Raw genomic sequence first — 25,137 nt, 5'->3', positions numbered from 1 at the left:
CGGATCTAACTAACGAGGAGCGGGCACATCTGCGGTCGCTTCTGCGGGGGTTTGGTCAGCGGGGCGACTCCCCTGCTCCCGCCAGATAGGAATTACGGTATCCGGGTCGAATTTCCCTCGACCTTTTGGCCCTTTGAGAAGCTGTATGTGTTTCATGTAGCGCTTGATTATCGCGCGCTTCTCAACGTTGTTCCCTGACCTCCATAGCATGAGGTCGCTCTCTACTGCTTGGGGGTCAGGGGCGGAACCTAGGTCTTCGAGTTTCTCGATAAGCTCTCGAATCTTCCTCGATATCACTCCGATGTGTTCGTAGTAATCCTCATTTGACCACCCAACGTCAGAGAGTTCTCCGCGCTCCCACTTTCCTTTAAGTTGCTCCTTCTCCTCGATCGCTGCACTTTTCTGCGCCTCTAGTTGGGCGCGCTGCTCGATGCTCTCCTCATCTTCTTCCTCGCTCTCGTTGAGCGAGACCCCTAGCTTCTCTACTAGAAATTCTTCCATGAGTATGTTTATGAGATCGTCAAGCGGTTCCATCTTTCGCGAGGTTGAGCCGCATGCGCCGTTCCGGCCGCGCGACGGACAACGGTACACGTGGTATTTCACCTGTCCATTCCAGCGGCCCTCCATGGGCTTCTTGCATTTGTAGCAGCGCACGATCCCTGTCAGGAGGTACTTTCCGTACTCATGCCCTCCGACGGGTGTGGTGTCTACTCCATTCTGCTCTTGGCGCGCTTTGAGGATGCCCTGGGCTTTGAACCATGTTTGTGGGGACACGATTTCATCCCAGGTTCCCATTACGGGATTCCCGTTCTCGTCGGTGAGCAGTTTGGACATTCCGTCGTGCTGCTTCGATGGTTCGAGTCGATGGCGTCCGCTGTAGAGAACCATTCCCGCGTATCGAGGATTCGAGAGAATGAGTTTGACTGTGGCCGTGGTCCAATCGCCTCCGCCCGGAGAGGGGATTCCTGAAAGGGTCAGTCCTCGTGTGATGGACGACGGAGTGCCGTTCTTCTCCACTAGCTCATGGAAGATGCGCCTTACGACTTCTGCCTCTTCCTCGATCTTCGTACCTGCGTCCTCCCCTTTGCGCACCCATCCGTAACCGAGGCGGCCTATAGGAATTCCTACCTCGGCTGCCGCTAATGTGTCTCGGGCAACGCGTCGGGCGGTGTCCTGAGACTGCTTCAACAGCATGACGCACATGACGCGCGCCATATTGCAGTCGGATTCCCTGACTAGATTAAGCTCGCTGGTTGCTCCGATTGCGGGTCGTTTCACTTCGTTGACGACGTTCGCGAGGTCTTCGAGATCCCTCGGTTGCCTAACTAGGCGATCCAAGTCATAGAAGATGATTCCGTCAATTACGCCATTGAGTAGGTCTTTCAGCATTCGCTGGAAGTCTTTGCGAAGAACCACCCAATCCACCCCACCGTCAGGACGAGTGATCCTCTTCTTCTTGTAGGCGCTGGTGTCGTCGTCTATGTAGAGATCGGCGAACGGGCCCCACCCGAGTGCCTGGCGCTTGGCCTCGATGTCCTCGGTCTGCCGTTCGATCGCACTCTTTCGCCCACTAGCCTCCTTCCTGGCCCTTCGGTCTTCGTTAATGTCGTGCATGGACAGGCGTAGGTATCCGCCCGGTCGCTGTGGTACGTACTGCGCATAGCCAGCAGAGAGGTCCAGGGTGGTCGTGCGGCCTCGCTCGCGTAGCTGCGTGATCATCGGGTCGTCGATGCCGGATACGGCGGACAGGTCAAGCGTGTTGGCCGTGAAGGGAGTAGGGGACATGGCGACGCCTCCTAGTGGCGGGGGTTCGGCAGAAATGCCCGGGGTGGGGTACTACCCTGATCCGTCCATCCCTGGCTACATCCGTTACTGGAACGGCGCCGCCTGGGTGCCCGGCACCAGCCGTCCCGCCCCGGCCGAGGGCGAGGCCATGCCCGCGCCGCCGCCCGGGGTCACCCACACCCAGGTGATCAGCCCGCCGCCGGACGAGACGGGCCCGATGTTCCTGGACGAGGATCCGGCGCCGCGGGCCGCGGAGGAGACCGGCAGCGCGCTGCCCGAGCTGCGCCGGAGCGCCGAGATGGACGTCCGGGGCGCGGGCGGGCCGCCCGGGGCGGCGGCCGGTGGCATGGGGGCCCAGCCGGTGCCGCCCGGCGGGGTCCCGGCGTCCGTGGACTGGAACGATCCCCAGCGGCTGCACGGCGCCCGCCCCGACGCCGGGTCGGCCTGGCACGCGGACGCCGCCCAGCAGGGCGGGTTCGGCGGTGAGCAGGACCGCCGGGTCTCCTGGGGCGCGGCGCCGGACGCCCCCGGCGACGCCCAGCCCGGTGGCGGGCAGTCTGGTGGCGCCCAGCCCGGTGGTGGGCAGGCCGGTGGCGGGCAGCGGGCCGGGGTGCCCGACCCGCGGCGCGCGGGTCCGGGCGAGGACGCCGGGCGCGACGACGGCACGCTGACCATGCGCGCGGGCGGGAGCGGGCGCACGGCCGACCGCTCGACCCAGGCCCTGCCGCCCGTCCGCCGGGCCCCGGAGCTGCCCCCGGCGGACGAGGGCGAGACGCCCGCTCCGGCGGGTGAGGGGACGATGACGTTCCGCGCGGTGGGGCGCGGCGGCGGAGCGCCACCCACGACCGGTCAGGGGCAGGACCAGAGTCAGGGGCAGGGCCGGGGGCAGATTCAGGGCCACGGCCAGGGACAGGACCAAGGCCAGGGCCGGGGGCAGGACCAAGGTCGGGGTCAGACCGCCGGGCGGGATGACGGGACGATGGCGATCCGGGCCATCGGCCGCGGCGGCGCACGCAAGGGCGCCGAAGCGGCACCCCCGGCCCAGCCCCAGCCCTCACACCAGCCCCAGCAGCCTCCGCAGACACACCAGCCCCATCAGCCCCCGCAGCCGCACCAACCCCAGCAGCCCTTCGGCGGTATCCCCGCCCAGGGCGGCGGCCCGGCCTGGCAGCCGCAGGGGCAGTTCGCCCAGCGGCCCGGCCCGCCACAGAGCCCGCCGCAGGCCGCCCCGCACACTCCCCAGGCGGCCCCGCACGGCGCGGGTCCGGGCGCGCCCGAGGGCGTCATCCCCTGGAAGCCGCCCGTCGACAACCCCTTCCTGCGGGCCGCCCAGGCCGAGGGTCGGCCCGCCTCGCTCGGCCGTCGCCTCGCCGCCCGGCTGATCGACTCGGTCGTGCTGCTCGGCGTCGTCGGAGCGGTCGCGTTCCCGCTGTGGAGCAAGGCGAGCGACCACATCGACGAGAAGGTCGAGGCGGCCAAGCAAAGCGGCGAGACCGTCACGGTCTACTTCCTGGACGGCACCACCAGTGGCTATCTGGGCATCGTCCTCGGTCTGCTGCTCGTCCTCGGCGTCGTCCTGGAGGCGCTGCCGACCGCCAAGTGGGGCCGCACCCTCGGCAAGCGGCTGTGCGGGGTGCGGGTGCTGGACATCGAGGAGCACGACACCCCGTCCTTCGGCGCCGCGCTGCGCCGCTGGCTGGTCTACTCGGTGCTGGGGGTGCTCGTCATCGGCGTGCTGAACGTGTTGTGGTGCCTGTTCGACCGCCCGTGGCGGCAGTGCTGGCACGACAAGGCGGCCCGCACCTTCGTCGCGACGGCCGACTGAGCACTCGGCCGACCGAGCGTCGGCCGACTGAGCCGCCCTTCGCCGAACCGAACATCCGCCCCGGCTGCGGCGGATGGACGATCCCGGTCGCCCGAACGGGGCGCGCCGGATGCGGCAGTCCCGGCTCCGGGGTCGACTCGGGCCATGAGCACCGACCAGCCGCCGCCCGGGCCGGACGAGCCCCGGGACCGGGACAGCAGCGACCCGTTCGCGAAACGACCGCGGGCGAACGGCTCCCCGTACGGGGACTTCGGGGATCACGCCGCGGGGCCCGAGCCGTACGCCGGGATGCCCCCGCTCGCGCACCTCGGTCGCCGTCTGATCGCCCGGATCATCGACGCGCTGCTGGTCGGCGTCCCGTTCGCGCTCGTCGTGACCGCGCTCGCCGGGGGCTATGACCCGGTCGCGGGCAACGCGCGTTCGACCACCGTCACGCTGGTCTACGTCCTGGTCTACTTCCTCTACGAGGGGCTGATGCTGACCCGGGACGGCCAGACCGTCGGCAAGAAGGCGATGAGGATCCGGGTCGCCATGCTGGAGAACGGCCTGCCGCCGGTCGGCCAGGCGGGCTGGCTGCGCGCCGGGGTGTACGCCCTGCCCGAGATCGTGCCCTGCTGCGGCTTCCTCTTCTGGCTGATCAATGTGTTGTGGTGCACCTGGGACCGGCCCTACCGGCAGTGCCTGCACGACAAGGCGGCCAAGACCCTGGTGGTCTCGGCCGTGCGCTAAGCGCTCCGCTGGAAGTGCCCTGACCTGCCGTCGATCGTCCGCGGCGCCGTCGTGGCCGGTCCCACGCGGCGGAGCCGCATATCGACACAGCCCCGCGCCCCTCTGGGGCGCCACCGAACCGCAGCCGACTTCCGTCGATCCGTCAGAAGGACCCTATCCCCCGAGGAGCCACCCGGAGACCCCGGAGGAGCCACCCTGACCTTCCGGCCCACCGGGGCCGCTGATGTAATCGGGGCATGGCCCCCGACCCGCTGCCCTCGCCCCCGCCTGTGATCCCCCCAGGGATGCCCCCGCTGGCCACCCCTGGTCAGCGCTTCGCCGCCCGGCTCATCGACATCGTCATCCTCGGCGCGATCTGGACGGTGGCGCTCACGGCGACCGGCGCGCTCCAGTACACGATGGACCACCCGGGCGAGCAGGACATGGGCAAGGTGACCCTCGCGCTCATCATCACGATGGCGCTCTACTTCGGCTACGAGGGCGTCATGCTGGCCCGCAGCGGACAGACGCTCGGCAAGAAGGCGCTGCGCATCCGGGTGGCGATGCTGTCCGACGGGAATGTGCCGGCCGGTCAGGGCTGGGTCCGCGCGGCGGTCTACGTCCTGCCGGGGATGCTCATCCCGCTGCTGGTCGGCACGGTCTTCTGGCTGGTCAACTCGGCCTCACTGCTGTGGGACAAGCCGTTCCAGCGCTGTCTGCACGACAAGGCCGCGCGGACCGTCGTGGTGTCAGCCGTGCAGTGAGGTTGTGGCGTCAGCCGTGGGGTGAGCCTGTGGTGTCAGCCGTGCGGTGAGGCTGTGGTGTCAGCCGTGGGGTGAGCCTGTGGTGTCAGCCGTGCGGTGAGGCTGTGGTGTCAGCCGTGGGGTGAGCCTGTGGTGTCAGCCGTGCGGTGAGGCTGTGGTGTCAGCCGTGGGGTGAGCCTGTGGTGTCAGCCGTGCGGTGAGCCTGTGGCGTCAGCCGCGCAGTGAGTCGGCGTGCGCCCGGGCGTGCGCCCGCGCCGGGTCGGCCGGTCCGGACCCCGCCACGGGGCGGCTGGCGCGGAGGGTACGGCCGGTGCGGGAGATCCGGGCCACCGGCACGGTGACGGCGACGAGGAGCCCGAGAACCAGCCCGACCACGGTCACCACCGCCACCCCGAGCCCCGATTCGGTCTGGGAGAGCAGCAGCATGGCGAAGGTCGAGAGAACGACGGTGGCCGAACCATAGACAAGCTGTGCAGGAGTCGGACGCGGCATGGCGGGATCCGTCCTCAAGGGCGATATGCAGGGGGCATGAGTCAGGCTGAAGTGCACCGTCAGTCCTGACTCTACGGTCCTGCATGCCCGAGGGGGAACGGAAGTAAGCGTGACCTCACCCACGGCGCCGTTGCACAGGGGGCGCACGGAATCATCGGGTGTGCCAACCGGCGTGCACGGCGCGCCCGTTGCCGTCCGTTAAACGGAACGTCGGGATCGCAGAACGTACTTGTCTCATCAGTCCAAGTCAAGGTCTGTCTTTTCTCCTGCCACTCCGGTCAAATGTCCGGCACTGGTGTGGAAAGGGGAGGACTGAGCGAGTGAACAGCCAACGGAGGACGGCCAGATCGGCCGCCATAGCCACGGTGGTGGCCGCGCTCGGAGCGGCGGCACTCTCGACCGGCATGGCCCAGGCGGACGCACCGTCTACGCGTGTCGAGCGCCATGATCCGGCGCCCGCGAAGACGGATGTCCAGCACGACCTCGAAGGTCCGTACAGCAAGCAACAGGAATCCCAGCGCCAGGAGGCGCTGCGCCAGGTCATCTCCGGCGACACCAAGGCGACCACGCGCGGGGCGTCCAAGGTCGTGAAGCTCGGCAAGGGCAAGTACGTCGAACTGGCCCGGGAGAAGACCGACAAGATCTTCACCATCCTGGTCGAGTTCGGCGACAAGGTGGACGACACCACCATGTACGACCCGGACGGGGACGGCCCCAAGCCGCCGGTGAAGAAGTACGGCGGCGACCCCGGCCCGGCGCACAACACCATCGCCCAGCCGGACCGCGCCGACGACAACAGCACGGCCTGGCAGAAGGACTACAACCGCGAGCACTTCCAGGACCTCTACTTCTCCAAGGACAAGAAGAAGCAGTCCCTGAAGAAGTACTACGAGAAGCAGTCCTCGGGCCGCTACTCGGTGGACGGCGAGGTCTCCGACTGGGTCAAGGTCGACTGGAACGAGGCCCGCTACGGCTCCAACTACTGCGGCGACACCAACTGCGCCAACGCCTGGGACCTGATCCGCGACGGCGTCAACCAGTGGGCCAAGGACCAGAAGGCGGCCGGTCGCACCGACGCGCAGATCAAGGCGGACCTGGCCCAGTACGACCAGTGGGACCGCTACGACTACGACGCCGACGGCAACTTCAACGAGCCCGACGGCTACATCGACCACTTCCAGATCGTCCACGCCGGCGAGGACGAGTCCGCGGGCGGCGGCGTCCAGGGCGAGAACGCGATCTGGGCGCACCGCTGGTACGCGTACGGCACCGACGCGGGCAAGACCGGCCCGGGCGACAACAAGTCGGGCGGTACGCAGATCGGCGACACCGGCATCTGGGTCGGCGACTACACGATGCAGCCGGAGAACGGCGGCCTCGGCGTCTTCGCCCATGAGTACGGCCATGACCTGGGCCTGCCGGACGAGTACGACACCACCGGCAAGGGGGAGTCGTCCGTCGCCTACTGGTCGCTGATGTCCGCGGGATCCTGGCTCGGCACCGGTAAGGACGCCATCGGCGATCTGCCCGGCGACATGAACGCCTGGGACAAGCTCCAGCTGGGCTGGCTGAACTACGCCTCGGCCAAGGCCGGTAAGAAGTCCACCCACACCCTCGGGGTGGCCGAGTACAACACCAAGAACAAGCAGGCGCTGGTGGTCGAGCTGCCCGCCAAGGCCGTCACCACCGACGTGGTCGCCCCCGCCGAGGGCTCCAGGCAGTGGTGGAGCGGGATGGGTGACGACCTCAAGAACACCCTCACCCGGTCCGTGGACCTCACCGGCAAGTCCAAGGCCAGCCTGGACCTCCAGGGCTGGTGGGACATCGAGGAGAACTACGACTACCTCTACGCCGAGGTCTCCACGGACGGCGGCGCCAACTGGACGCCCATCGACGGCACCGCGGACGGCAAGGCCATCCCGCGCGACGCCGGTGACAAGCCCGCGCTGACCGGCACCTCGGGCGCGTACAAGAAGCTCTCCTTCCCGCTGGACGCCTACGCGGGCAAGAAGATCGACCTGCGCTTCCGCTATCAGACCGACGGCGGTGTGGCGCAGAAGGGCTTCGCGGCCGACGCGATCACCCTGACCGCGGACGGCGCCCCGGTCTTCAGCGACGGCGCCGAGGGCGACGACAACGGCTGGACCGCCAACGGCTTCTCGCGCATCGGCGGCTCCTTCACCAAGGACTACCCGCAGTACTACCTCGCCGAGAACCGTCAGTACGTGTCGTACGACACCACCCTCAAGACCGGTCCGTACAACTTCGGCTGGCCCTCCAGCCGGCCCAACTGGGTCGAGCACTTCCCGTACCAGAACGGGCTGCTGATCTGGCAGTGGGACACCTCGCAGCCGGACAACAACGTCGGCGTCCACCCGGGCAGCGGTCTGATCCTGCCGATCGACGCGCACCCCGCCGCCGAGAAGTGGGCCGACGGCACGCTGATGCGCAACCGGATCCAGGCGTACGACTCGCCCTTCAGCCGGCTCCCCTCGGACGGCTTCACGCTGCACAAGGACGGCAAGGCCGCCAAGGTGAAGCCGAAGCCGGGCATCCCGGTCTTCGATGACCGTAAGGGGACGTACTGGGACGAGAACAACCCGACCGGCAGTGTCAAGGTTGCTGACACCAACACCCGGATCAAGATCCTCAAGGAGCTCCCGGGCGGCTCGACGATGACCGTCCAGGTCGGACCGTCCGCCTCCTAGATCCACACCAGTCTGCGTTTTCGCAGGTCAGAGCGGTAGCGGCCGTCGCCCCCTAGCGGGCGGCGGCCGTTCGCGTTTAGATGCCCCTTAGACCTGCTTGTTGACACGACGTCTCACGGGGGACATGACCCGCAATGGCCGACGGAGGATTCACCAAGCTGCCGGGCGGCAGTGTGGTGGTCGCACTGACGCTGCCGCGCCCGCTGGGCGAGGGCGGCGTGCGCGTACTGGTACACGCCGCGAACCGCCAGCGAGCCCTGACCAGGCTCCGCAATCTCGGGCTGCGCGCTGTTTATTTGCGCGGCAATACCGCGCCGCCGACGCCCGACGAGGTGACGGCGGTGCTCCACCATCCCGACGGGGTGGTCTGGCGCACCGCGCCGGACCGCGGAGGGGAGCTCTGGCATCCCATGGCCGCCCTCCTCAGACCCCCGGCCCCGGCCTCGTAGGGGCTGTCCGGCGGCTCGTGACGCCTGCGGCGGGCTGCTCCCCTCCCCGCCCCTTCCCGAATCTGGGGCTCCACCCCAGACCCCGCTCCTCAAGCGCCGGAGGGGCTGGGAGGTGGGGCTTCGCCCCAGACCCCGCTCCTCAAGCGCCGGAGAGGCTGGGAGGTGGGGTTCCGTCTCAGATCCCGCTCATCGAGTGCCGGCGGGGCTGGCGGGCGGGGTTCCGCCCCGGGCCTCGCTCCTCGAGCTCCCCCAGCTACCGCTGGGAGGTGCCCCCTGGAGGGGCTGGAAGGCGGGGCTCCGCCCCCGGCCTCCGGGGTCCAGGGGCGAAGCCCCTGGTACGGGAAGGGGCGGGGAGGGGAAGCAGCCCGCCGCAGGCGTACGCGTACCGTCGGACACCGTAGCGCCGGGGCCCGGGAGGGCGGCTGGTCGAGCCCGGCCGGTCGAGCCGCCGGGAAGCGGCCGCCGAGCCGCCCGGAAGGCAGCTGGGGGGCGCTCTGAGCGCCCCCGGCGGCTCAGACGACCGGCTTGCCGGTGAGCTCGACCCCGGCCGCCCGCAGCTCCTCCAGGGCCCGCTCGGTCGTGCCCGGGGAGACGCCCGCGGTCAGGTCCAGCAGGACGTGCGCCGCGAACCCCTCGCGGCGCGCGTCCAGCGCCGTGGCCCGTACACAGTGGTCGGTGGCGATGCCCACCACGTCCACCTCGGTCACCTCCCGCTCGCGCAGCCACTGCGCGAGCGGGGTGCCGTGCTCGTCGGCGCCCTCGAAGCCGCTGTACGCCCCCGTGTACGCACCCTTGTCGAAGACCGCGTCGATCGCGCCGGAGGCGACGGCGGGCGCGAAGTTCGGATGGAACCCGACGCCCTCGGTGCCCGCGACGCAGTGCACCGGCCAGCTGTGCTCGTAGTCCGGGTTGTCCGAGAAGTGATCGCCCGGATCGATGTGGTGATCGCGGGTGGCGACGACGTGCCGGTAACCGGGCGTAGCCTCCCCGATCAGATCGGTGATCGCGGCGGCGACGTCCGCGCCCCCCGTCACCGCGAGGCTTCCGCCCTCGCAGAAGTCGTTCTGGACGTCGACGACGATCAGTGCCCGGTGCATGTCACCGAGGGTAGACACTCCGCGTCGATTACGGCAGTGGGCGTGCCCCGCGTTGTGCCCCGCGTTCCCGCTCATGACCCGTCCGCCTTAGGACCGCGCGTACTCGGTGGGCAGGACCGGCTCCCCGCGCGAGAGCTGGGTGGCCGACAGCGGCAGCCCGGCCCGGGCCGCGATGTGCCGGTCCCGCGCCGCGTCCAGCGGCTCGCGGGCCACTATCTCGCCCCCGCGCACCAGCTCCACCAGCAGTTGATGGTTCACCAGCTCCTCGGGGACCTCGCCGGTGCCGATCACCTCGGCCTCGGCCACGCCGTGCTCGTCCACCCGCCGCGCGGCCCATTTGCGGCCGCCCACCGAGGTCTTCGCGCCCATGGACTTCTTGGCCACCGGCAGCAGCGGCGCGTCCGCGTCGTCCGAACCGGCTCGCGCCACCAGCTTGTAGACCATCGAGCTGGTCGGGTGGCCGCTGCCGGTGACCAGCTGGGTGCCGACCCCGTAGGCGTCCACGGGGGCCGCGGCCAGCGAGGCGATCGCGTACTCGTCGAGGTCGCTGGTCACCACGATCTTGGTGTTCTTGGCGCCCAGCTCGTCCAGCTGCTGGCGGACCCGGTGGGCGAGCAGCAGCAGATCGCCGGAGTCGATCCTTACGGCGCCCAGGTCCTTGCCGGCCACCTCCACGGCGGTGCGCACCGCCTCGGCGACGTCATAGGTGTCCACGAGCAGGGTGGTGTCGCTGCCGTGCGCCTGGACCTGCGCCGTGAAGGCGTCCCGCTCGCTGTCGTGCAGCAGGGTGAAGGCGTGGGCGCTGGTGCCCACGGTGGGGATGTTGTAGCGGAATCCGGCCGCGAGGTCGGAGGTGGTGGTGAAGCCGCCGACGTAGGCGGCGCGGGCGGCGGCCACGGCGGCCAGCTCATGGGTGCGGCGGGCGCCCATCTCGATGAGCGGCCGGTCGCCGGCGGCGGTGGACATCCGGGACGCGGCGGCGGCCACCGCCGAGTCGTGGTTGAGGATGGAGAGGATGACCGTCTCCAGCAGCACCGCCTCGGCGAAGGTGCCCTCCACCCGCATGATCGGCGAGCCGGGGAAGTAGACCTCGCCCTCCGGGTAGCCCCAGATGTCGCCGCGGAAGCGGTAGTCGGCGAGCCAGGCGAGCGTGGGCTCGTCCACGATCCGGTGCTGGGCGAGGAAGTCCAGCACGCCGGCGTCGAACCGGAAGTTCTCGACGGCGTCCAGCACCCGCCCGGTGCCCGCCACGACGCCGTAGCGCCGGCCCTCGGGGAGGCGCCTGGTGAAGACCTCGAAGACCGAGCGGCGGTCGGCGGTGCCCGCCCGCAGCGCGGCCTGAAGCATGGTGAGTTCGTACCGGTCGGTGAAGAGTGCGGTCGACGGCACGTCCACCGGCAGTCCCAAGTCCGCAGTGTCCATGGTTGACGATGCTACCTCCCGTACTCGTCAGAGTGACGAGATCTGGGTGCCGGTTTAGGCGACGGCCCGTGCCGGGTGGCAGCATGGGACGTGTGAGTGTCACGCCCGTGGAGATCGAACGTCCCGAATCCCGTGAAGCACCCTCGTCGGTGCCGGAACCCGACGTTCCCTGGGTGACGGTGGTCCACAACGACCCCGTCAATCTCATGAGCTATGTGACCTACGTCTTCCAGAGCTACTTCGGCTACTCCAAGGACAAGGCGCACCGTTTGATGCTCGACGTCCACCACAAAGGCCGCGCGATCGTCTCGAGCGGCACCCGCGAGGAGATGGAGCGCGACGTGCAGGCGATGCACGGCTACGGCCTGTGGGCGACCCTCCAGCAGGAGCGCTGATGTCGGGACGTTTCGAGCCGCTGCCGGGTGGCGGCGCCGCCATCGCCCTGGACGAGGTGGAGATCTCCATTCTGCGCAGCCTGGCCATGCAGCTCGCCGAGCTGATCGGCCCGGGCGACCAGCCCGCCGGGGGCGGTGACCCCCTGGACGCGCTCTTCGCGGACGGCCCCAGCAAGCCGCCGGAGGATCCGGCGCTCGCCCGGCTCTTCCCGGACGCCTACTCCCCGCCGGACCAGGAGCTCGGGCCGCGGGAGGAGAAGGAGGCGCGGGAGGCGTCGGCGGAGTTCCGCCGCTTCACCGAGAACGACCTGCGGGCGCGCAAGCGCGACGACGCCCTGACGGTGGTGCGCGACCTGGACGCGCTGGGCCCCGGCTCCTCGGGCGGGGCCCCGGCGGTGCTGGAGCTGGCGCCGGAGAGGTCCCGGCACTGGCTGGGCGCGCTCAACGACCTGCGGCTGGCCATCGGGACCCGGCTGGAGGTCACCGACGAGGACGACGGCGGCGAGCTGCTGCGGCTGCCGGACTCCGATCCGCGCAAGCCGATGGTCATGGCGTACTTCTGGCTCGGCGGGCTCCAGGAGACCCTGATCGAGACGCTCATGCCGGAATGATTCCCTCCGGCAATTACTGAGTGTTCGTTTAGAGGATGCTCAACTCCGGATAACGATCGCATCACTGCGATCGTTAACTTTGTTGCGCACCATAACTTTTGTCCGCTTCTTCCTGTGGCGTGCGCCACACGCGATGTAGTCGATCAGCGTGGCGGTCGTGGTAAATCTTCACGATCGCAGCCAGCCGCCACAGGGAGAAAGGCGCAGCAATATGACCTCAGCGGCTCCTGAAGAGGGCTATGAGCGCGGCCTTGGCAGTCGCCAGGTCCAGATGATCGCTATCGGCGGCGCCATCGGCGTCGGTCTGTTCATGGGTGCCGGGGCGAACATCGCCAAGGCCGGCCCGAGCATCATCCTGATGTACGCCCTCGCGGGTGTGGTCATCTTCTTCATCATGAGAGCGCTCGGTGAGCTGCTCCTGTACCGCCCGGTCTCCGGGTCCTTCGCGGAGTACGCCCGTGAGTTCATCGGCCCATTCTTCGGCTTCGTCACGGGGTGGACGTACTGGCTGATGTGGGTGGTGACCGGCATGGCCGAGCTCACGGCCGCCGCCATCTACATCAACTACTGGTTCCCCTCGATTCCGCAGTGGGTCAGTGCCCTGGTCTTCCTGGTGGTGCTGTTCGGGGTCAACCTGATCTCGGTGAAGATCTTCGGTGAGGTCGAGTTCTGGTTCTCGATGGTCAAGGTCACCGCGATCATCGGCATGATCGTCATCGGCCTGGGCGTGCTCACGCTTGGCTTCTCCGACGCCGGTGACACCGCGGCCGCCTCCAACCTCTGGTCGCACGGCGGGTTCTTCCCCAACGGCATCGGCGACAGCCTGATGACCCTCCAGGGCGTGATGTTCGCCTACCTCGCCGTCGAGCTGGTCGGCGTCACCGCGGGCGAGTCCGAGGACCCCGAGAAGACCCTGCCCAAGGCGATCAACACCCTGCCCTGGCGCATCATCATCTTCTACGTCGGCGCCCTGGTGGTGCTGCTCGCCGTCGTCAAGTGGACCGAGTTCTCGGCCGGCGAGAGCCCCTTCGTGCACGCCTTCTCCAAGATCGGCATCCCGTTCGCGGCCGGCATCGTCAACTTCGTGGTGCTCACCGCGGCCCTGTCCTCCTGTAACTCCGGGATGTACTCCACCGGCCGGATGCTGCGCGGCCTCGCCGCCAACAGCGAGGCCCCGAAGATCTTCGGCATGCTCAACGCCCGTAAGACCCCGGCCGTCGGCATCACCGTCTCGGTGCTGCTGATGGGCATCGGCGTGGTCCTCAACTACGTGGTCCCGGAGAAGGCGTTCGAGTACGTCACCTCGGTGGCCACGGCCGCGGGCATCTGGGCCTGGGCGATGATCCTGGTCAGCCACATCAAGTACCGGAAGGCCGTGACCTCGGGCCGGCTGCCCGCCTCGTCGTTCCCGGCGCCGGGCGGTGCCGTCTTCAGCTGGGTCGCGCTGATCTTCCTGATCGGCGTGACCGGCCTGATCGCGTACGACAAGGACGCCCGGGTCTGTCTGTACGTGGGCGCCGTCTGGGCCGTGCTGCTGGTGATCGGCTGGTTCCTGCTGAAGTCGCGCGGGGGCGCCCAGCCCGGTACCTCGGTCGAGGCGGAGCCGGAGTACGCGCGCAAGTAATCCGTATCGCCCCTCGGGCGCCGTATCTCAGTAGGCGGGCTCCGGACCAACGTCCGGAGCCCGCCTCCTATTGTGTGTTCATGCTGACCATCACCCAGGCGCTCCACGACAAGATCGTCGCGCACGCCCGTGCCGACCACCCCGACGAGGCGTGCGGCGTGATCGCGGGCCCGGCCGGAAGCGGCCGTCCCGAGCGGTTCATCCCGATGCTGAACGCGGCCCGTTCCCCCACCTTCTACGAGTTCGACTCGGGTGACCTGCTCAAGCTCTACCGCGAGATGGACGACCGGGACGAGGAGCCGGTGGTCATCTACCACTCGCACACCGCCACCGAGGCGTACCCCTCCCGCACCGACATCTCCTACGCCAATGAGCCCGGTGCCCACTACGTCCTGGTTTCCACGGCCGAATGCGGCAACGACGAGGGGCCCTTCCAGTTCCGGTCCTTCCGGATCGTGGACGGCGAGGTCACCGAGGAAGAGGTGGAGATCGTCCCGGGTGGCTGAATCGCCGCGCCGTCTCGCATTGTGGTCGCTACCCGTCCGTATCGAGGGATCACCTACCGGAGCCCGGTTCGGGAATCGATACGATGAGTCCATGGTTTTCGATGACGTGAGCGAGAAGACGCCGGGCATGCTGCTCGTGGCGCGGCTCCACGTCGACCTGTGCCGGCTCGCCAGCGCGATGTGTCCACGCCGCGCCGTGGCCGCCTGAGCGCGCGCCCGAGACGCCGGACGCCCTTCGACGACGCCCTCCCGGCCGCTCCCGGTCCGGGAGTCCACCCCGCCCTCCGACAGGAGCCCAGACATGGCCATCGAGGTCCGCATCCCGACCATCCTCCGCACCTACACCGACGGCCAGAAGGCGGTCGAGGGCAGCGGGGCCACGCTCGCCGAGCTCTTCGCCGACCTGGAGTCCCGGCACTCCGGGATCCAGGAGCGCCTGGTCGACGGCGGCGAGCTGCGCCGCTTCGTCAACGTCTATCTGAACGACGAGGACGTCCGCTTCCTCGACGGCATCTCCACCAAGGTCTCGGACGGCGACAATGTGACCATTCTCCCGGCGGTCGCGGGTGGGGCTGCCGGGGCGGAGCCCCGTCCTGCTGGGGTGGTGGCCGGGCGACGGGTGGGCATGGTCTGATGCGGTACGACAGTCCCCTGGCCGCGGTCGGCAATACGCCGCTCGTCGGGCTGCCGCGGCTCTCGCCCTCCTCCGACGTACGGATCTGGGCCAAGCTGGAGGACCGCAACCCCACCGGCTCGGTCAAGGACCGCCCCGCGCTCCATATGATCGAACAGGCCGAGAAGGACGGCCGGTTGACCCCCGGCTGCACCATCCTCGAGCCCACCTCCGGCAACACCGGCATCTCGCTCGCGATGGCGGCCAAGCTCAAGGGCTACCGCATCGTCTGCGTGATGCCGGAGAACACCAGCGAGGAGCGGCGCCAGCTGCTCGCCATGTGGGGCGCGGAGATCATCTCCTCGCCCGCCGCCGGCGGCTCCAACACGGCCGTCCGGGTGGCCAAGGAGCTGGCGGAGCAGCACCCGGACTGGGTGATGCTGTACCAGTACGGAAACCCGGACAACGCCGGTGCCCACTACGCCACCACCGGCCCCGAGATCCTGGCCGACCTGCCCTCCATCACCCACTTCGTCGCCGGTCTGGGCACCACCGGCACCCTGATGGGCGTCGGCCGCTTCCTGCGCGAGAACAAGCCGGACGTCCAGATCGTCGCCGCCGAGCCGCGCTACGACGACGTCGTCTACGGACTCCGCAACCTCGACGAGGGCTTCGTCCCCGAGCTGTACGACGAGTCCGTCCTGACCACCCGCTTCTCCGTCGGCTCCGAGGACGCGGTGTCCCGCACCCGGGAACTCCTCGCCCAGGAGGGCATCTTCGCGGGCGTCTCGACCGGGGCCGCGCTGCACGCCGCCCTCGGTGTCGCCCGTAAGGCGGTCATGGCCGGGCAGAGCGCCGATGTGGTCTTCATCGTCGCCGACGGTGGCTGGAAGTACCTCTCCACCGGCGTCTACACGGCGGCCACCACCGAGGAGGCGATCGAGACGCTGCACGGCCAGCTCTGGGCGTAGGGACCGATCGGCCGGCGGGGGCATGGGGCGCCATCCGGCTCCGTCCTGGTGATTCCGCCCACAACGCGGGCCCGTGGAGGAGCTGCCTGGTCTTTTGCGCCTTACGCTCGTGGGCACCGCATGACCCCCCGCACCCGCCCATGGCCCTCGGCATGGGGACCCCTCAAGGAGGTTCCTGCTTCATGAAGCTCACCGTCGTCGGATGCTCAGGGTCGTTCCCGTCCGCGGAATCGGCCTGCTCGAGCTACCTCCTCGAGGCCGACGGCTTCCGGCTGCTCCTCGACATGGGCAATGGCGCCCTTGGCGAGCTGCAGCGCCACTGCGGTCTTTACGACCTCGACGCCGTGCTGCTGTCCCATCTCCACCCCGATCACTTCATCGACATGTGCGGATACTTCGTCGCGCGCTACTACCGGCACGACGGTGGCCGCGCCGAGGCGATCCCCGTCTACGGCCCCGAGGACACCGAGCGGCGGCTGGTCCAGGCGTACGACGACCTGCCTGACGAGAAGTCGATGCGCGAGGTCTTCGACTTCCGTACGCTCACGCCCGGCAGCTTCGGGATCGGCCCCTTCACCATCCGCGCCGAGCGGGTCTGCCATCCGGTGGAGGCGTACGGCTTCCGGATCGAGTACGGCGGCCGCTCGCTGGTCTACTCGGGCGACACGGGCCCCTGTGAGGCCCTGGTGGACCTGGCCCGGGGCGGCGACCTCTTCCTGTGCGAGGCGGCCTTCACGCACGGCAAGGAGGACATCCCGGGGCTGCACCTCAACGGCCGCCAGGCGGGCGAGCACGCGCTGCGGGCGGGGGTCGGGGCCCTGGTGCTCACCCATGTGCCGCCGTGGACGGACCCCCAGATCAACCAGCGCGACGCCCAGGCGGTCTTCGGCGGCCCGGTGGAGCTGGCCAAGGCGGGCGCGGTCTACGAGGTGTAGGTACGCGGTCCCCGTACGCGCGAAGGCCCCGGAACCGAGCCGGTTCCGGGGCCTTCGCGCGGGGCGCGGGGCGCGGTCTACGCCTTGGTGAGGTCCTCGACCTCTTCCTCGGGCTCACGGCCCGGGGTGGGCAGATCGAACTTGGTGATCGCGAAGCGGAAGACCACGTAGTAGACCACCGCGAAGACCAGCCCCACCGGGATGATCAGCAGTGGTTTGGTGGCATGGCTCCAGTTCAGCGCGTAGTCGATGAAGCCCGCGGAGAAGTTGAAGCCCGCATGCACGCCCAGGGCCCAGGTGATCGCCATCGAGAGGGCGGTCAGCACCGCGTGGATCACATAGAGCAGCGGGGCGATGAACATGAACGAGAACTCGATCGGCTCGGTCACACCCGTGACGAACGAGGTCAGCGCCAGCGAGATCATCATGCCGAGCACGGCCTTGCGGCGCTCGGGGCGGGCGGTGTGCGCCATGGCCAGGGCGGCGGCCGGCAGGCCGAACATCATGATCGGGAAGAAGCCCGACATGAACATGCCCGCGCTCGGGTCGCCGGCCAGGAAGCGGCTGAGGTCGCCGTGCACGGTCTCACCGGCCGCGTTGGTGAAGTCGCCGAGCTGGAACCAGGCCACGGTGTTCACGAACTGGTGCATGCCGATCGGGATCAGGGCGCGGTTGACGGCGCCGAAGAGGGCCGATCCCGCGGAGCCGAGCCCGGTCATCCACTCGCCGAAGTTGCTGATGCCGTCGCCGATGGGCTCCCAGACCAGGCCGAAGAAGACGCCCACCGCGATACCGGTGAAGGCCATGATGATCGGCACCAGCCGGCGGCCGTTGAAGAAGCCGAGCCAGTCCACCAGCCGGGTGCGGTGGAACCGCTGCCACAGCACCGCGGTGAGCAGCCCCATGACGATGCCGCCGAGCACCCCGGGGTCGTTGAACTTGGCTGGTATGTCCTCGCCCTTCTGGATCACCGCGTCGGCGACCGGGAACGCCTCCAGCACCTTGCTGTAGACCAGGAACCCGACCACGGCGGCCAGCGCGGTGGAGCCGTCCGACTTCTTGGCGAACCCGATGGCCACGCCGACGCAGAACAGGAGCGGAAGGGCGCCGGTGAGCGCGCCACCGGCGTTGTTGAACACGGCGGCGACCTTGTCCCAGCCCAGTCCGTCGGCACCGAACACATCGGGCTGTCCGAGCCGGACCATGATCCCGGCTGCGGGCAGGACCGCGATCGGCAGCTGAAGGCTGCGGCCGACCTTCTGGAGTCCCTGGAACAGGCCGGCACCCCGCTTCTGGGCGGGCGCCGCCTTGGCGGTGGCCGTACTCATCGGATTCCTCCTGGTGAGGCGGGCTCTCGGGGGAAGGGGCGGCCCGCTTTATGGTCTAAACCACATGTGGTGTAGACCTGTTGTAACACGGAGGGATCCGATGAAGGAATCTATCGTTCCAAGTGACGTGTAACGTCTTCGCCCGCATAATGGTGTAGACCACTTGCCGCATGGCGAACGGATGACAGGGAGCGAACATGGCCACCAAGGCTGAGAAGATCGTCGAGGGGCTCGGCGGCATCGACAACATCATCGAGGTCGAGGGCTGCATCACCCGCCTCCGTACCGAGGTCAAGGACGCCGCCCTGGTCGACGAGGCCCTCCTGAAGGCCGCGGGCGCCCATGGCGTGGTCAAGATGGGTACCGCCATCCAGGTGGTCATAGGCACCGACGCGGACCCCGTCGCCGCCGAGATCGAAGACCTGATGTGACCTCCTGAGCCCATCGCGCCGTCCCCGGGGCGGGGCCGCGCCGGACGCGGACCGGGGGCCCGCGCGATGCCGATAGGCTCATCCCATGTCTCGTATCGACGGCCGCACCCCCGACCAGCTCCGCCCCGTGACCATCGAGCGCGGTTGGAGCAAGCATGCCGAGGGCTCGGTCCTCGTCTCCTTCGGCGATACGCGGGTCCTGTGCACCGCGAGCGTCACCGAGGGCGTGCCGCGCTGGCGCAAGGGCAGCGGCGAGGGCTGGGTCACCGCGGAGTACGCGATGTTGCCGCGCTCCACCAACACCCGGGGCGACCGCGAGTCCGTCCGCGGCAAGATCGGGGGCCGTACGCATGAGATCTCCCGGCTCATCGGCCGCTCGCTGCGCGCCGTCATCGACTACAAGGCGCTCGGCGAGAACACCATCGTCCTGGACTGCGATGTCCTCCAGGCCGACGGCGGCACCCGCACCGCCGCCATCACCGGCGCCTATGTGGCCCTGGCCGACGCCATCGGCTGGGCCCGGGGGAAGAAGCTGATCAAGGCCACCCGGCAGCCGCTGACCGGCACCGTCTCCGCCGTCAGCGTCGGCATCGTCGGCGGCGTCCCGCTGCTCGACCTCTGCTACGAGGAGGACGTGCGCGCCGAGACCGACATGAACGTGGTCTGTACCGGTGACGGACGCTTCGTCGAGGTGCAGGGCACCGCCGAGGGCGAGCCCTTCGCCCGTGAGGAGCTGAACGGGCTGCTGGACCTCGCCGTGGCGGGCTGTGACGCCCTGTCGGTGATCCAGCGCGCGGCGCTGGCCGAGGAGAACTGACGGCGGCATCGGGCAACCGTCGCGCGGCGCCTGGCGTTTAGTCAGGTACCAGCACCTTTTCATTCGCGGGGAAGGACCCACTCCATGGCGCCGCGCCACCGTCACCGCCGTACCACCGCCGTCACCGCCCTCGCCGCCGTCGCGCTCGCCGTGCCGGTCACCGTGGGCTGCGGCGCGGTGGAGAAGGCCCTGGACTGCGCCCAGCTCGCGGTCGAGATATCCAACGACGTGGACGACCTCCAGGACGCCGTGACCGGCGCCGTCGTCGACCCGCAGCAGGCCGACAAGATCCTGGACTCCCTCGACAAGGACATCGACAAGGTGGCCGACCGCACCGACAACGCGGACGTCGGCAAGGCCGTCGACGACCTCCAGAAGGCCGTGGACAACGTCCAGAAGTCCGTCGACAGCGGCAAGGACCCCGATCTGAGCCCGGTCAAGGACGCCGCGGGCGAGCTGACCAACGTCTGCTCGCCCTGACCGCCCCTCTGCCCCCGATCGGCATGGGCCACGCACCCCCTCGATAATCGAGAGCTATGCAGCAACGCACTGAGGGACACCCTCCGCACCCCCGCCGTCTCATCCTCGCCACCCGCAACGCCTACAAGATCACCGAGCTGCGCTCGATCCTGGGCGAGACCGGCCTCGACGTCGAACTCGTCGGCGCCGACGCCTATCCGGACGTCCCGGACGTCAAGGAGACCGGCGTGACCTTCGCGGAGAACGCCCTCCTCAAGGCCCACGCCCTGGCCCGGGCCACCGGCCACCCTGCCATCGCCGACGACTCCGGGCTCTGCGTGGACGTCCTCGGCGGCGCCCCCGGCATCTTCTCGGCCCGCTGGTCGGGCCGGCACGGCGACGACCGCGCCAACCTCGAACTGCTGCTGGCCCAGCTCGCCGACGTCCCCGACGAACACCGCGGCGCCCACTTCGCGTGCGCCGCCGCCCTCGCCCTCCCCGACGGCACCGAGCGCGTGGTCTCCGGCCGGCTCACCGGCACCCTCCGCCACGAGCCCGTGGGCGGCGGGGGCTTCGGCTACGACCCGATCCTCCAGCCCCACGGCGAGACCCGCACCTGCGCCGAACTGACCCCCGACGAGAAGAACGCCATCAGCCACCGCGGCAAGGCGTTCCGCGCCATCGCCCCGGTCGTCCGCGAACTCCTGGGGTGAGCGGCCCCGGAGAGCGCCGCAGGCCCGGCCCGCGATGAGGCGGGCCGGGCCTGCGCATGCGTGGCGTGCGGCCGGAGGGACTCGAACCCTCACGGGAGTTACCCCACTGGGACCTAAACCCAGCATGACTGCCAATTCCATCACGGCCGCTCGGCACGGTCATGGTATCGCCTGGTGAACGGGGGCCGGGGCCGGAGCCCCGGGTCCGTCACAGCCCCAGGTCTTTGATGATCTTGGCGACGTGGCCGGTGGCCTTCACGTTGTACAGGGCGCGCTCGACCTTGCCCTGCTCGTCCACGATGACGGTGGAGCGGATCACGCCCGTCACCGTCTTGCCGTAGAGCTTCTTCTCGCCGAAGGCGCCGTACGCCTCCAGGGTCTCCTTGGCGGGGTCCGCGAGCAGGGTGACCTTCAGATCCTCCTGCTCGCGGAACTTGGCCAGCTTCTCCGGCTTGTCGGGGGAGATGCCGATGACGTCGTAGCCGTGGCCGGAGAGGAACTCGAGGTTGTCGGTGAAGTCGCACGCCTGCTTGGTGCAGCCGGGGGTGAGGGCGGCGGGGTAGAAGTAGACGATCACCTTGCGGCCGGCGTGGTCGGCGAGCGAGACCTGCTTGCCGTCCGCGTCGGGGAGGGTGAAGGCGGGGGCGGTGTCGCCGGGCTGCAGTCGCTCGCTCATGGTCTGGTGCTCCTCGTGGCATCGGGGGTACACACATCGTGGGTACACACCCGACATTAGCCAGCTTCCCGTCCGGGGGTGCCGTGGGGCGGCGAGGAGAACGAGCTGACAGACTGTCCACTACGAATCATCGAGACTGACGGAGGCAGCGCGGTGTCGGATGCCAGGACCCCTGCGCAGATCGAGGCGGACATCGCCCGCAGGCGGCAGGAGCTCGCCGTGACGCTCGACGAGATCGGGGTGCGGGTGCACCCGAAGACGATCATCGGGGACGCGAAGGCGAAGGCGGCGTCGGCCGTGGACCGGACCGCCGGGCGGGCCTATGTGTCCGTCAACCGAGTGGTGACCGGTGTGCGCGGTCAGCTGGTCTCGGAGGAGGGCTCGCCCCGCATGGAGCGGATCGTGCCGGCCGCGCTGCTCGTGGCCGGGCTGGTCGGCCTGCTCGCGCTCTCGGCCAGGTCCTCCCGGTCCGCCAAGGCGTCACGCTCCTCGTGGCGCGGCAAGCGGCACCGGTGAGGGAAGGGCGGCGGGCTCCGGCCCTGAGGAGTCATCCCGCCCTCCGGCCAGGTACGGTCATGGCGTGAGTGCGAACACGACCCATGACAAGCTGCCCATCCGGATGCTGCACGACCGCGTGCTGGTCCGCACCGACATTCCGGAGGGCGAGCGCCGGTCGTCCGGCGGAATCGTCATCCCCGCCACCGCGGCCGTCGGCCGACGGCTGGCCTGGGCCGAGGTGGTCGCGGTCGGGCAGAACGTACGGACCGTGGAGCCCGGTGACCGGGTGCTCTACGACCCGGAGGACCGGGCCGAGGTCGAGGTCCGCGGGGTCGCGTACGTCCTGATGCGGGAGCGCGATCTGCACGCGGTGGCCGCGGAGCGGCTGGAGGGCGCGCACGACTCCACGGGGCTGTACCTGTAGGACCGCCTGAGGAAGTGCCCCGACCCCCGCCGTCGATCGTCCGCCCGCGGCGCCGTGGTGGCTGGTCGCGCCCGCGCGGCGGAGCCGCACACCGGACGCGGCCCCGCGCCCCTTCGGGGGCCCGCCGGGTCTTGACGCCTGCGGCGCGCCGTTCCCCACCCCGCCCCTTCCCGAAACCGGGACTCCGCCCCAGACCCCAGCCCGGGGCTCCGCCCCAGACCCCGGCCCGGGGCTCCGCCCCAGACCCCGGGTCGGGGCTGCGTCCCTTCCCGCGGTATCGATATGCGGCTCCGCCCCTGGGCCTTGGGGTCCAGGGGCGGAGCCCTTGGTATCGGGAAGGGGCGGGGAGGGGAAAGATCCGCCGTGCCCTTCAGGGGCCTCAGCCGCTCGGCGGCCACTCCGGGCCGCCCGGGTCGCCACCCGGCCCACCCGGGTCGCCGGGGCCGCCCGGGCCGGGCTCGGTCGTCGGGCCGCCGGTGGGGAAGTCCGTCGGCGGGGTGGGGAACGTCGGCTCGTCCGTCGGCAGGGTCGGCGGGGTGTCGGTCGGCGCCGTGGGGACCGAGGTGTCCGGCGACGTGCCGGTCGGGGGAGTGGTGACCACCGGCGGCGGGGAGCTCGGAGGCTGCTGGGTCTCGGAGCCGTCGGGGGCGTCCGCGCCGTCGTCCAGCCGCAGATCGAACTCGGCCGGTTCCTTGCCGTCCAGCGCCCCCGCCGTGTACTGCGCCCAGATCTCGGCGGGGTAGCCGCCGCCGTTGATCCGCTCCAGGCCCGTCGCCCCGTACAGCGACTTCTGTACGCCCGTATTGGAGTCCTGGCCCATCACCGCGACCACGGTCGCCAGATCCGGGGTGTAGCCCGCGAACCAGGCGGCCTTGTCCTCCTCCGCGGTGCCGGTCTTGCCCGCCGCCGGGCGCTCGGCGCCCTGGGCGGCGGTGCCGGTGCCGCCGTCGACCACGCTCTGCAGTATCGAGGTGGTGGCGTCGGCGGCGCTGCGCGGGATGGCCTGGCGGCTCTCCCGCGCCGGGAGCTTGATCCGCGCACCGTCCTTGGTGACCTCCTCGACCAGGCTGTACCGGCCGTGCTCGCCGTGGTTGGCGAGGGTCGCGTACGCCTCGGTCATGTCCAGCACGCTCGCGGTGGCCGGGCCGAGCGCGATCGAGGGGGAGGCGTGCAGATCGGGGGTGCTCTTGGGGATGCCCAGGTCGATGGCGGTCTGCTTGACCTTGGCGGGGCCGACGTCCTCGGCCAGCTGCGCGTACACCGAGTTCACCGAGTTGTCGGTGGCCGTGGTGACGTCGATGTCGCCGTAGTCCACGTCGTCCTCGTTGGCGGGGGCGTAGCCGGTGGGCCCGTCGGAGCCGATGACCTCGCGCTTGTTGTCGCCGTTGTAGAGGGTGTCCGCGGTGATCGTCTGGCCGTCCTGGGTGGTGGCCCCGTAGCGCACCGCCGAGGTGAAGACGAAGGGCTTGAAGGTGGATCCCACCTGGTAGTCACGGCGGGTCGCGTTGTTGACGAACTGCTTGGTGTAGTCGATCCCGCCGTAGAGGGCGACCACCTTCCCGGTCTTGGGGTCGATCGAGGCGCCGCCCGCGCGGACGTAGGCGTCGACCTTGCGGTCCTTGCTGAGCTTGCTCATCAGCCGGTCGCGCACGGCCTCCGTGAAGGCGTCCTGCTTGTCCTTGTCGATCGTGGTGGTGATGCGGTAGCCGCCGCGCGCCAGGGTCTGCTCGTCGATGATCCCGTTGCTGGTGAGGTAGTCCTCGACGGCCTCGACGAGATAGCCGCGCTGGCCGGACATGCCGGAGGGGGCCTTGGCCTCGGAGGGCCCGGGGAAGGTCATCTTCTGCCGCTCGGCCGCGCTCAGCCAGTGCTTCTTCACCATCCCGTCCAGCACGTAGTTCCAGCGGGCCACGGCCCGGCCCTTGTTCTGCGGATGGGCGACGATGTCGTAGGAGCTGGGGGCGTTCAGCAGGGTGGCGAGATACGCGCCCTGGGCGGTGTTGAGCTCGCCGATGTCCTTGCCGTAGTACGCCTGGGCGGCGGCCTGGATGCCGTAGGCGTTGCGCCCGAAGTAGCTGGTGTTGAGGTACCCCTCCAGGATCTTGTCCTTGCTCACCTCGCGGTCCAGCTTGATCGCGATGAAGAACTCCTTGGCCTTGCGGGTGACCGTCTGCTCCTGGTCCAGGTAGTAGTTCTTCACGTACTGCTGGGTGATGGTGGAGCCGGACTGCTTGCCCTTGCCGGTGGCGGTGTTCCAGGCGGCCCGGAGCATCGCCTGGGGGTCGATGGCCGACTCCGCGTAGAAGTCCCGGTCCTCGGCCGCCAGCACCGCGTGCTGGATCCGCTTGGGCACCTGGCTCAGCTGGACGTTCTCCCGGTTGACCGTGCCCTCGCGGGCCAGCGGGGAGCCGTCGGAGTAGAGGAAGACATTGCTCTGGGCGATGGCGGCCTGGTTGGCCGGGGGGATCTCGACGAGCAGATAGCCGGTGACGAGCCCGCCCGCGATCAGCAGGACGATCAGCAGGAAGCCCCCGAAGACCATGCGCCAGGTGGGCAGCAGTCGGCGCCATCCGGTGCGTTGCGGACGCCCCTTTCTGCCCTTGGCCGGTTTGCCCACCGTCAGGCCGTCCGCGCGGTGCGGCGTGTCGTGGTTGCCATCGCCGGTGCCGGGCCGGTCACCCGTTCCGGCCGCGCCACCATCGATCAACTGGGGCTCGTCGCTCATGTCTCCTGAGACTCCTCGGCCGCCGTCGAGGGTTGCGCGGCGGCGGGATCGTGCACGGTCGGGCGATTCGCGTCGTACGCCCGATAAAACACTGTCGCATCATCCGTTCCGGGCCGAGGACGTGGCGCGCACCTGTGACTGGTCTGTGACCGGTGGAATGA

Annotated in this window: 26 protein-coding genes and 1 tRNA gene; 19 read left to right on the top strand and 8 right to left on the bottom strand. The window is 69.5% G+C overall.

Annotation, left to right across the window (positions count from 1 at the left end; all coding sequences use genetic code 11):
• Positions 1–9: 9 nt before the first annotated feature.
• Positions 10–1,785, bottom strand: coding sequence for a recombinase family protein (locus IEJ02_RS16675; protein WP_191065613.1), 1,776 nt, complete (start codon positions 1,783–1,785; stop codon positions 10–12).
• Here IEJ02_RS16675 and IEJ02_RS16670 point away from each other — a divergent pair.
• The 3 genes from IEJ02_RS16670 (at position 1,784) to IEJ02_RS16660 (ending at position 5,082) form a co-directional block, all read left to right on the top strand.
• Positions 1,784–3,610 carry an RDD family protein gene (locus IEJ02_RS16670; protein ID WP_191065612.1) on the top strand — a complete coding sequence of 609 codons (1,827 nt, stop codon included), beginning with the start codon at positions 1,784–1,786 and terminating at the stop codon, positions 3,608–3,610. The two genes, IEJ02_RS16675 and IEJ02_RS16670, sit on opposite strands and share 2 nt — an antisense overlap.
• Before the next feature lie 144 nt (positions 3,611–3,754).
• Positions 3,755–4,339, top strand: a complete 585-nt coding sequence (locus IEJ02_RS16665) for an RDD family protein (protein WP_191065611.1) — start codon at positions 3,755–3,757, stop codon at positions 4,337–4,339.
• A gap of 236 nt (positions 4,340–4,575) precedes the next feature.
• Positions 4,576–5,082, top strand: coding sequence for an RDD family protein (locus tag IEJ02_RS16660; RefSeq protein ID WP_191065610.1), 507 nt, complete (start codon positions 4,576–4,578; stop codon positions 5,080–5,082).
• 210 nt (positions 5,083–5,292) lie between these two features.
• Here IEJ02_RS16660 and IEJ02_RS16655 read toward each other — a convergent pair whose 3' ends face one another.
• On the bottom strand, positions 5,293–5,574 hold the full coding sequence (locus IEJ02_RS16655) for a hypothetical protein (RefSeq protein WP_191065609.1): 282 nt from the start codon (positions 5,572–5,574) through the stop codon (positions 5,293–5,295).
• Between the two features lie 320 nt (positions 5,575–5,894).
• Between IEJ02_RS16655 and IEJ02_RS16650 the strand changes: the two genes are divergently transcribed.
• Positions 5,895–8,282: an immune inhibitor A domain-containing protein gene (locus IEJ02_RS16650; RefSeq protein WP_191065608.1), complete on the top strand. Its 2,388-nt coding sequence runs from the start codon at positions 5,895–5,897 to the stop codon at positions 8,280–8,282.
• A 134-nt stretch (positions 8,283–8,416) separates the two neighbouring features.
• Positions 8,417–8,731 carry a hypothetical protein gene (locus IEJ02_RS16645; protein ID WP_086886108.1) on the top strand — a complete coding sequence of 105 codons (315 nt, stop codon included), beginning with the start codon at positions 8,417–8,419 and terminating at the stop codon, positions 8,729–8,731.
• 512 nt (positions 8,732–9,243) lie between these two features.
• Here the strand turns inward: IEJ02_RS16645 and IEJ02_RS16640 are convergent.
• Together IEJ02_RS16640 and IEJ02_RS16635 are read right to left on the bottom strand one after the other, a co-directional pair.
• The gene (locus IEJ02_RS16640; RefSeq protein ID WP_137980766.1) at positions 9,244–9,828 is read right to left on the bottom strand and encodes a nicotinamidase; all 585 of its coding nucleotides are present in this window, start codon (positions 9,826–9,828) and stop codon (positions 9,244–9,246) included.
• 87 nt (positions 9,829–9,915) lie between these two features.
• Entirely contained in the window at positions 9,916–11,250 is a 1,335-nt protein-coding gene (locus tag IEJ02_RS16635) for a nicotinate phosphoribosyltransferase (RefSeq protein WP_137978164.1), read from the bottom strand.
• 83 nt (positions 11,251–11,333) lie between these two features.
• Between IEJ02_RS16635 and clpS the strand changes: the two genes are divergently transcribed.
• The 8 genes from clpS to IEJ02_RS16600 all read left to right on the top strand — a co-directional run bounded on the left by clpS (position 11,334) and on the right by IEJ02_RS16600 (position 16,905).
• A complete protein-coding gene (clpS, locus tag IEJ02_RS16630) occupies positions 11,334–11,645 on the top strand; it encodes an ATP-dependent Clp protease adapter ClpS (RefSeq protein WP_137978163.1) in 312 nt (103 codons plus the stop codon).
• Positions 11,645–12,256 carry a DUF2017 domain-containing protein gene (locus IEJ02_RS16625; RefSeq protein WP_191065607.1) on the top strand — a complete coding sequence of 204 codons (612 nt, stop codon included), beginning with the start codon at positions 11,645–11,647 and terminating at the stop codon, positions 12,254–12,256. Before clpS ends, IEJ02_RS16625 begins: the two co-directional genes overlap by 1 nt.
• Before the next feature lie 211 nt (positions 12,257–12,467).
• Positions 12,468–13,880 carry an amino acid permease gene (locus IEJ02_RS16620; RefSeq protein WP_191065606.1) on the top strand — a complete coding sequence of 471 codons (1,413 nt, stop codon included), beginning with the start codon at positions 12,468–12,470 and terminating at the stop codon, positions 13,878–13,880.
• A gap of 80 nt (positions 13,881–13,960) precedes the next feature.
• Positions 13,961–14,386 (top strand): M67 family metallopeptidase, encoded by a 426-nt coding sequence (locus tag IEJ02_RS16615; RefSeq protein WP_182471280.1) that lies wholly within the window; start codon positions 13,961–13,963, stop codon positions 14,384–14,386.
• A 91-nt stretch (positions 14,387–14,477) separates the two neighbouring features.
• Positions 14,478–14,594: a putative leader peptide gene (locus IEJ02_RS50395; RefSeq protein ID WP_014061047.1), complete on the top strand. Its 117-nt coding sequence runs from the start codon at positions 14,478–14,480 to the stop codon at positions 14,592–14,594.
• Between the two features lie 93 nt (positions 14,595–14,687).
• The gene (locus IEJ02_RS16610; protein WP_191065605.1) at positions 14,688–15,020 is read left to right on the top strand and encodes a MoaD/ThiS family protein; all 333 of its coding nucleotides are present in this window, start codon (positions 14,688–14,690) and stop codon (positions 15,018–15,020) included.
• Positions 15,020–15,970 (top strand): PLP-dependent cysteine synthase family protein, encoded by a 951-nt coding sequence (locus tag IEJ02_RS16605; RefSeq protein WP_191065604.1) that lies wholly within the window; start codon positions 15,020–15,022, stop codon positions 15,968–15,970. The genes IEJ02_RS16610 and IEJ02_RS16605 overlap by 1 nt, the downstream gene beginning before the upstream one ends.
• A 182-nt stretch (positions 15,971–16,152) precedes the next feature.
• Entirely contained in the window at positions 16,153–16,905 is a 753-nt protein-coding gene (locus tag IEJ02_RS16600) for an MBL fold metallo-hydrolase (protein ID WP_137978159.1), read from the top strand.
• A gap of 77 nt (positions 16,906–16,982) precedes the next feature.
• On the opposite strand, the gene IEJ02_RS16595 is transcribed toward IEJ02_RS16600, so the two are convergent.
• Positions 16,983–18,233, bottom strand: coding sequence for a PTS transporter subunit EIIC (locus IEJ02_RS16595; RefSeq protein ID WP_191065603.1), 1,251 nt, complete (start codon positions 18,231–18,233; stop codon positions 16,983–16,985).
• A 197-nt stretch (positions 18,234–18,430) separates the two neighbouring features.
• Between IEJ02_RS16595 and IEJ02_RS16590 the strand changes: the two genes are divergently transcribed.
• From IEJ02_RS16590 to rdgB, 4 genes are all read left to right on the top strand, one after another.
• Positions 18,431–18,664 (top strand): PTS sugar transporter subunit IIB, encoded by a 234-nt coding sequence (locus IEJ02_RS16590; protein ID WP_191065602.1) that lies wholly within the window; start codon positions 18,431–18,433, stop codon positions 18,662–18,664.
• An 85-nt stretch (positions 18,665–18,749) separates the two neighbouring features.
• Entirely contained in the window at positions 18,750–19,481 is a 732-nt protein-coding gene (gene rph / locus IEJ02_RS16585) for a ribonuclease PH (RefSeq protein ID WP_191065601.1), read from the top strand.
• 84 nt (positions 19,482–19,565) lie between these two features.
• Positions 19,566–19,961, top strand: a complete 396-nt coding sequence (locus tag IEJ02_RS16580; RefSeq protein ID WP_137978157.1) for a hypothetical protein — start codon at positions 19,566–19,568, stop codon at positions 19,959–19,961.
• 56 nt (positions 19,962–20,017) lie between these two features.
• On the top strand, positions 20,018–20,653 hold the full coding sequence (gene rdgB, locus IEJ02_RS16575; protein ID WP_191065600.1) for an RdgB/HAM1 family non-canonical purine NTP pyrophosphatase: 636 nt from the start codon (positions 20,018–20,020) through the stop codon (positions 20,651–20,653).
• A 66-nt stretch (positions 20,654–20,719) separates the two neighbouring features.
• On the opposite strand, the gene IEJ02_RS16570 is transcribed toward rdgB, so the two are convergent.
• Positions 20,720–20,803, bottom strand: a tRNA-Leu gene (locus tag IEJ02_RS16570).
• Between the two features lie 58 nt (positions 20,804–20,861).
• Positions 20,862–21,329: a thioredoxin-dependent thiol peroxidase gene (gene bcp, locus IEJ02_RS16565; RefSeq protein ID WP_191065599.1), complete on the bottom strand. Its 468-nt coding sequence runs from the start codon at positions 21,327–21,329 to the stop codon at positions 20,862–20,864.
• Positions 21,330–21,482: 153 nt separating this feature from the next.
• Between bcp and IEJ02_RS16560 the strand changes: the two genes are divergently transcribed.
• A complete protein-coding gene (locus IEJ02_RS16560; protein WP_191065598.1) occupies positions 21,483–21,845 on the top strand; it encodes a DUF3618 domain-containing protein in 363 nt (120 codons plus the stop codon).
• A gap of 103 nt (positions 21,846–21,948) precedes the next feature.
• Entirely contained in the window at positions 21,949–22,251 is a 303-nt protein-coding gene (locus IEJ02_RS16555) for a GroES family chaperonin (protein WP_137980763.1), read from the top strand.
• Positions 22,252–22,630: 379 nt separating this feature from the next.
• Here the strand turns inward: IEJ02_RS16555 and IEJ02_RS16550 are convergent, their stop codons facing one another.
• Entirely contained in the window at positions 22,631–24,976 is a 2,346-nt protein-coding gene (locus IEJ02_RS16550; protein ID WP_191065597.1) for a transglycosylase domain-containing protein, read from the bottom strand.
• Positions 24,977–25,137: the final 161 nt, after the last annotated feature.

Origin of the sequence: Streptomyces sp. 5-10, assembly GCF_014712245.1 — a bacterium.
In the GTDB taxonomy this organism is placed as follows: domain Bacteria; phylum Actinomycetota; class Actinomycetes; order Streptomycetales; family Streptomycetaceae; genus Streptomyces; species Streptomyces violaceusniger.
The sequence above is the reverse complement of the archived record's forward strand: the minus strand, read 5'-3'. Positions and strand labels throughout refer to the sequence as shown.

Excerpts from the sequence above, each read along its gene's own strand:
- IEJ02_RS16670 (WP_191065612.1), top strand. The coding sequence starts at position 1,784 with ATGGCGACGCCTCCTAGTGGCGGGGGTTCGGCAGAAATGCCCGGGGTG.
- IEJ02_RS16675 (WP_191065613.1), bottom strand. The coding sequence starts at position 1,785 with ATGTCCCCTACTCCCTTCACGGCCAACACGCTTGACCTGTCCGCCGTA.
- IEJ02_RS16665 (WP_191065611.1), top strand. The coding sequence starts at position 3,755 with ATGAGCACCGACCAGCCGCCGCCCGGGCCGGACGAGCCCCGGGACCGG.
- IEJ02_RS16660 (WP_191065610.1), top strand. The coding sequence starts at position 4,576 with ATGGCCCCCGACCCGCTGCCCTCGCCCCCGCCTGTGATCCCCCCAGGG.
- IEJ02_RS16655 (WP_191065609.1), bottom strand. The coding sequence starts at position 5,574 with ATGCCGCGTCCGACTCCTGCACAGCTTGTCTATGGTTCGGCCACCGTC.
- IEJ02_RS16645 (WP_086886108.1), top strand. The coding sequence starts at position 8,417 with ATGGCCGACGGAGGATTCACCAAGCTGCCGGGCGGCAGTGTGGTGGTC.
- IEJ02_RS16640 (WP_137980766.1), bottom strand. The coding sequence starts at position 9,828 with ATGCACCGGGCACTGATCGTCGTCGACGTCCAGAACGACTTCTGCGAG.
- IEJ02_RS16635 (WP_137978164.1), bottom strand. The coding sequence starts at position 11,250 with ATGGACACTGCGGACTTGGGACTGCCGGTGGACGTGCCGTCGACCGCA.
- clpS (WP_137978163.1), top strand. The coding sequence starts at position 11,334 with ATGGGACGTGTGAGTGTCACGCCCGTGGAGATCGAACGTCCCGAATCC.
- IEJ02_RS16625 (WP_191065607.1), top strand. The coding sequence starts at position 11,645 with ATGTCGGGACGTTTCGAGCCGCTGCCGGGTGGCGGCGCCGCCATCGCC.
- IEJ02_RS16620 (WP_191065606.1), top strand. The coding sequence starts at position 12,468 with ATGACCTCAGCGGCTCCTGAAGAGGGCTATGAGCGCGGCCTTGGCAGT.
- IEJ02_RS16615 (WP_182471280.1), top strand. The coding sequence starts at position 13,961 with ATGCTGACCATCACCCAGGCGCTCCACGACAAGATCGTCGCGCACGCC.
- IEJ02_RS50395 (WP_014061047.1), top strand. The coding sequence starts at position 14,478 with ATGGTTTTCGATGACGTGAGCGAGAAGACGCCGGGCATGCTGCTCGTG.
- IEJ02_RS16610 (WP_191065605.1), top strand. The coding sequence starts at position 14,688 with ATGGCCATCGAGGTCCGCATCCCGACCATCCTCCGCACCTACACCGAC.
- IEJ02_RS16605 (WP_191065604.1), top strand. The coding sequence starts at position 15,020 with ATGCGGTACGACAGTCCCCTGGCCGCGGTCGGCAATACGCCGCTCGTC.
- IEJ02_RS16600 (WP_137978159.1), top strand. The coding sequence starts at position 16,153 with ATGAAGCTCACCGTCGTCGGATGCTCAGGGTCGTTCCCGTCCGCGGAA.
- IEJ02_RS16595 (WP_191065603.1), bottom strand. The coding sequence starts at position 18,233 with ATGAGTACGGCCACCGCCAAGGCGGCGCCCGCCCAGAAGCGGGGTGCC.
- IEJ02_RS16590 (WP_191065602.1), top strand. The coding sequence starts at position 18,431 with ATGGCCACCAAGGCTGAGAAGATCGTCGAGGGGCTCGGCGGCATCGAC.
- rph (WP_191065601.1), top strand. The coding sequence starts at position 18,750 with ATGTCTCGTATCGACGGCCGCACCCCCGACCAGCTCCGCCCCGTGACC.
- IEJ02_RS16580 (WP_137978157.1), top strand. The coding sequence starts at position 19,566 with ATGGCGCCGCGCCACCGTCACCGCCGTACCACCGCCGTCACCGCCCTC.
- rdgB (WP_191065600.1), top strand. The coding sequence starts at position 20,018 with ATGCAGCAACGCACTGAGGGACACCCTCCGCACCCCCGCCGTCTCATC.
- bcp (WP_191065599.1), bottom strand. The coding sequence starts at position 21,329 with ATGAGCGAGCGACTGCAGCCCGGCGACACCGCCCCCGCCTTCACCCTC.
- IEJ02_RS16555 (WP_137980763.1), top strand. The coding sequence starts at position 21,949 with ATGCTGCACGACCGCGTGCTGGTCCGCACCGACATTCCGGAGGGCGAG.
- IEJ02_RS16550 (WP_191065597.1), bottom strand. The coding sequence starts at position 24,976 with ATGAGCGACGAGCCCCAGTTGATCGATGGTGGCGCGGCCGGAACGGGT.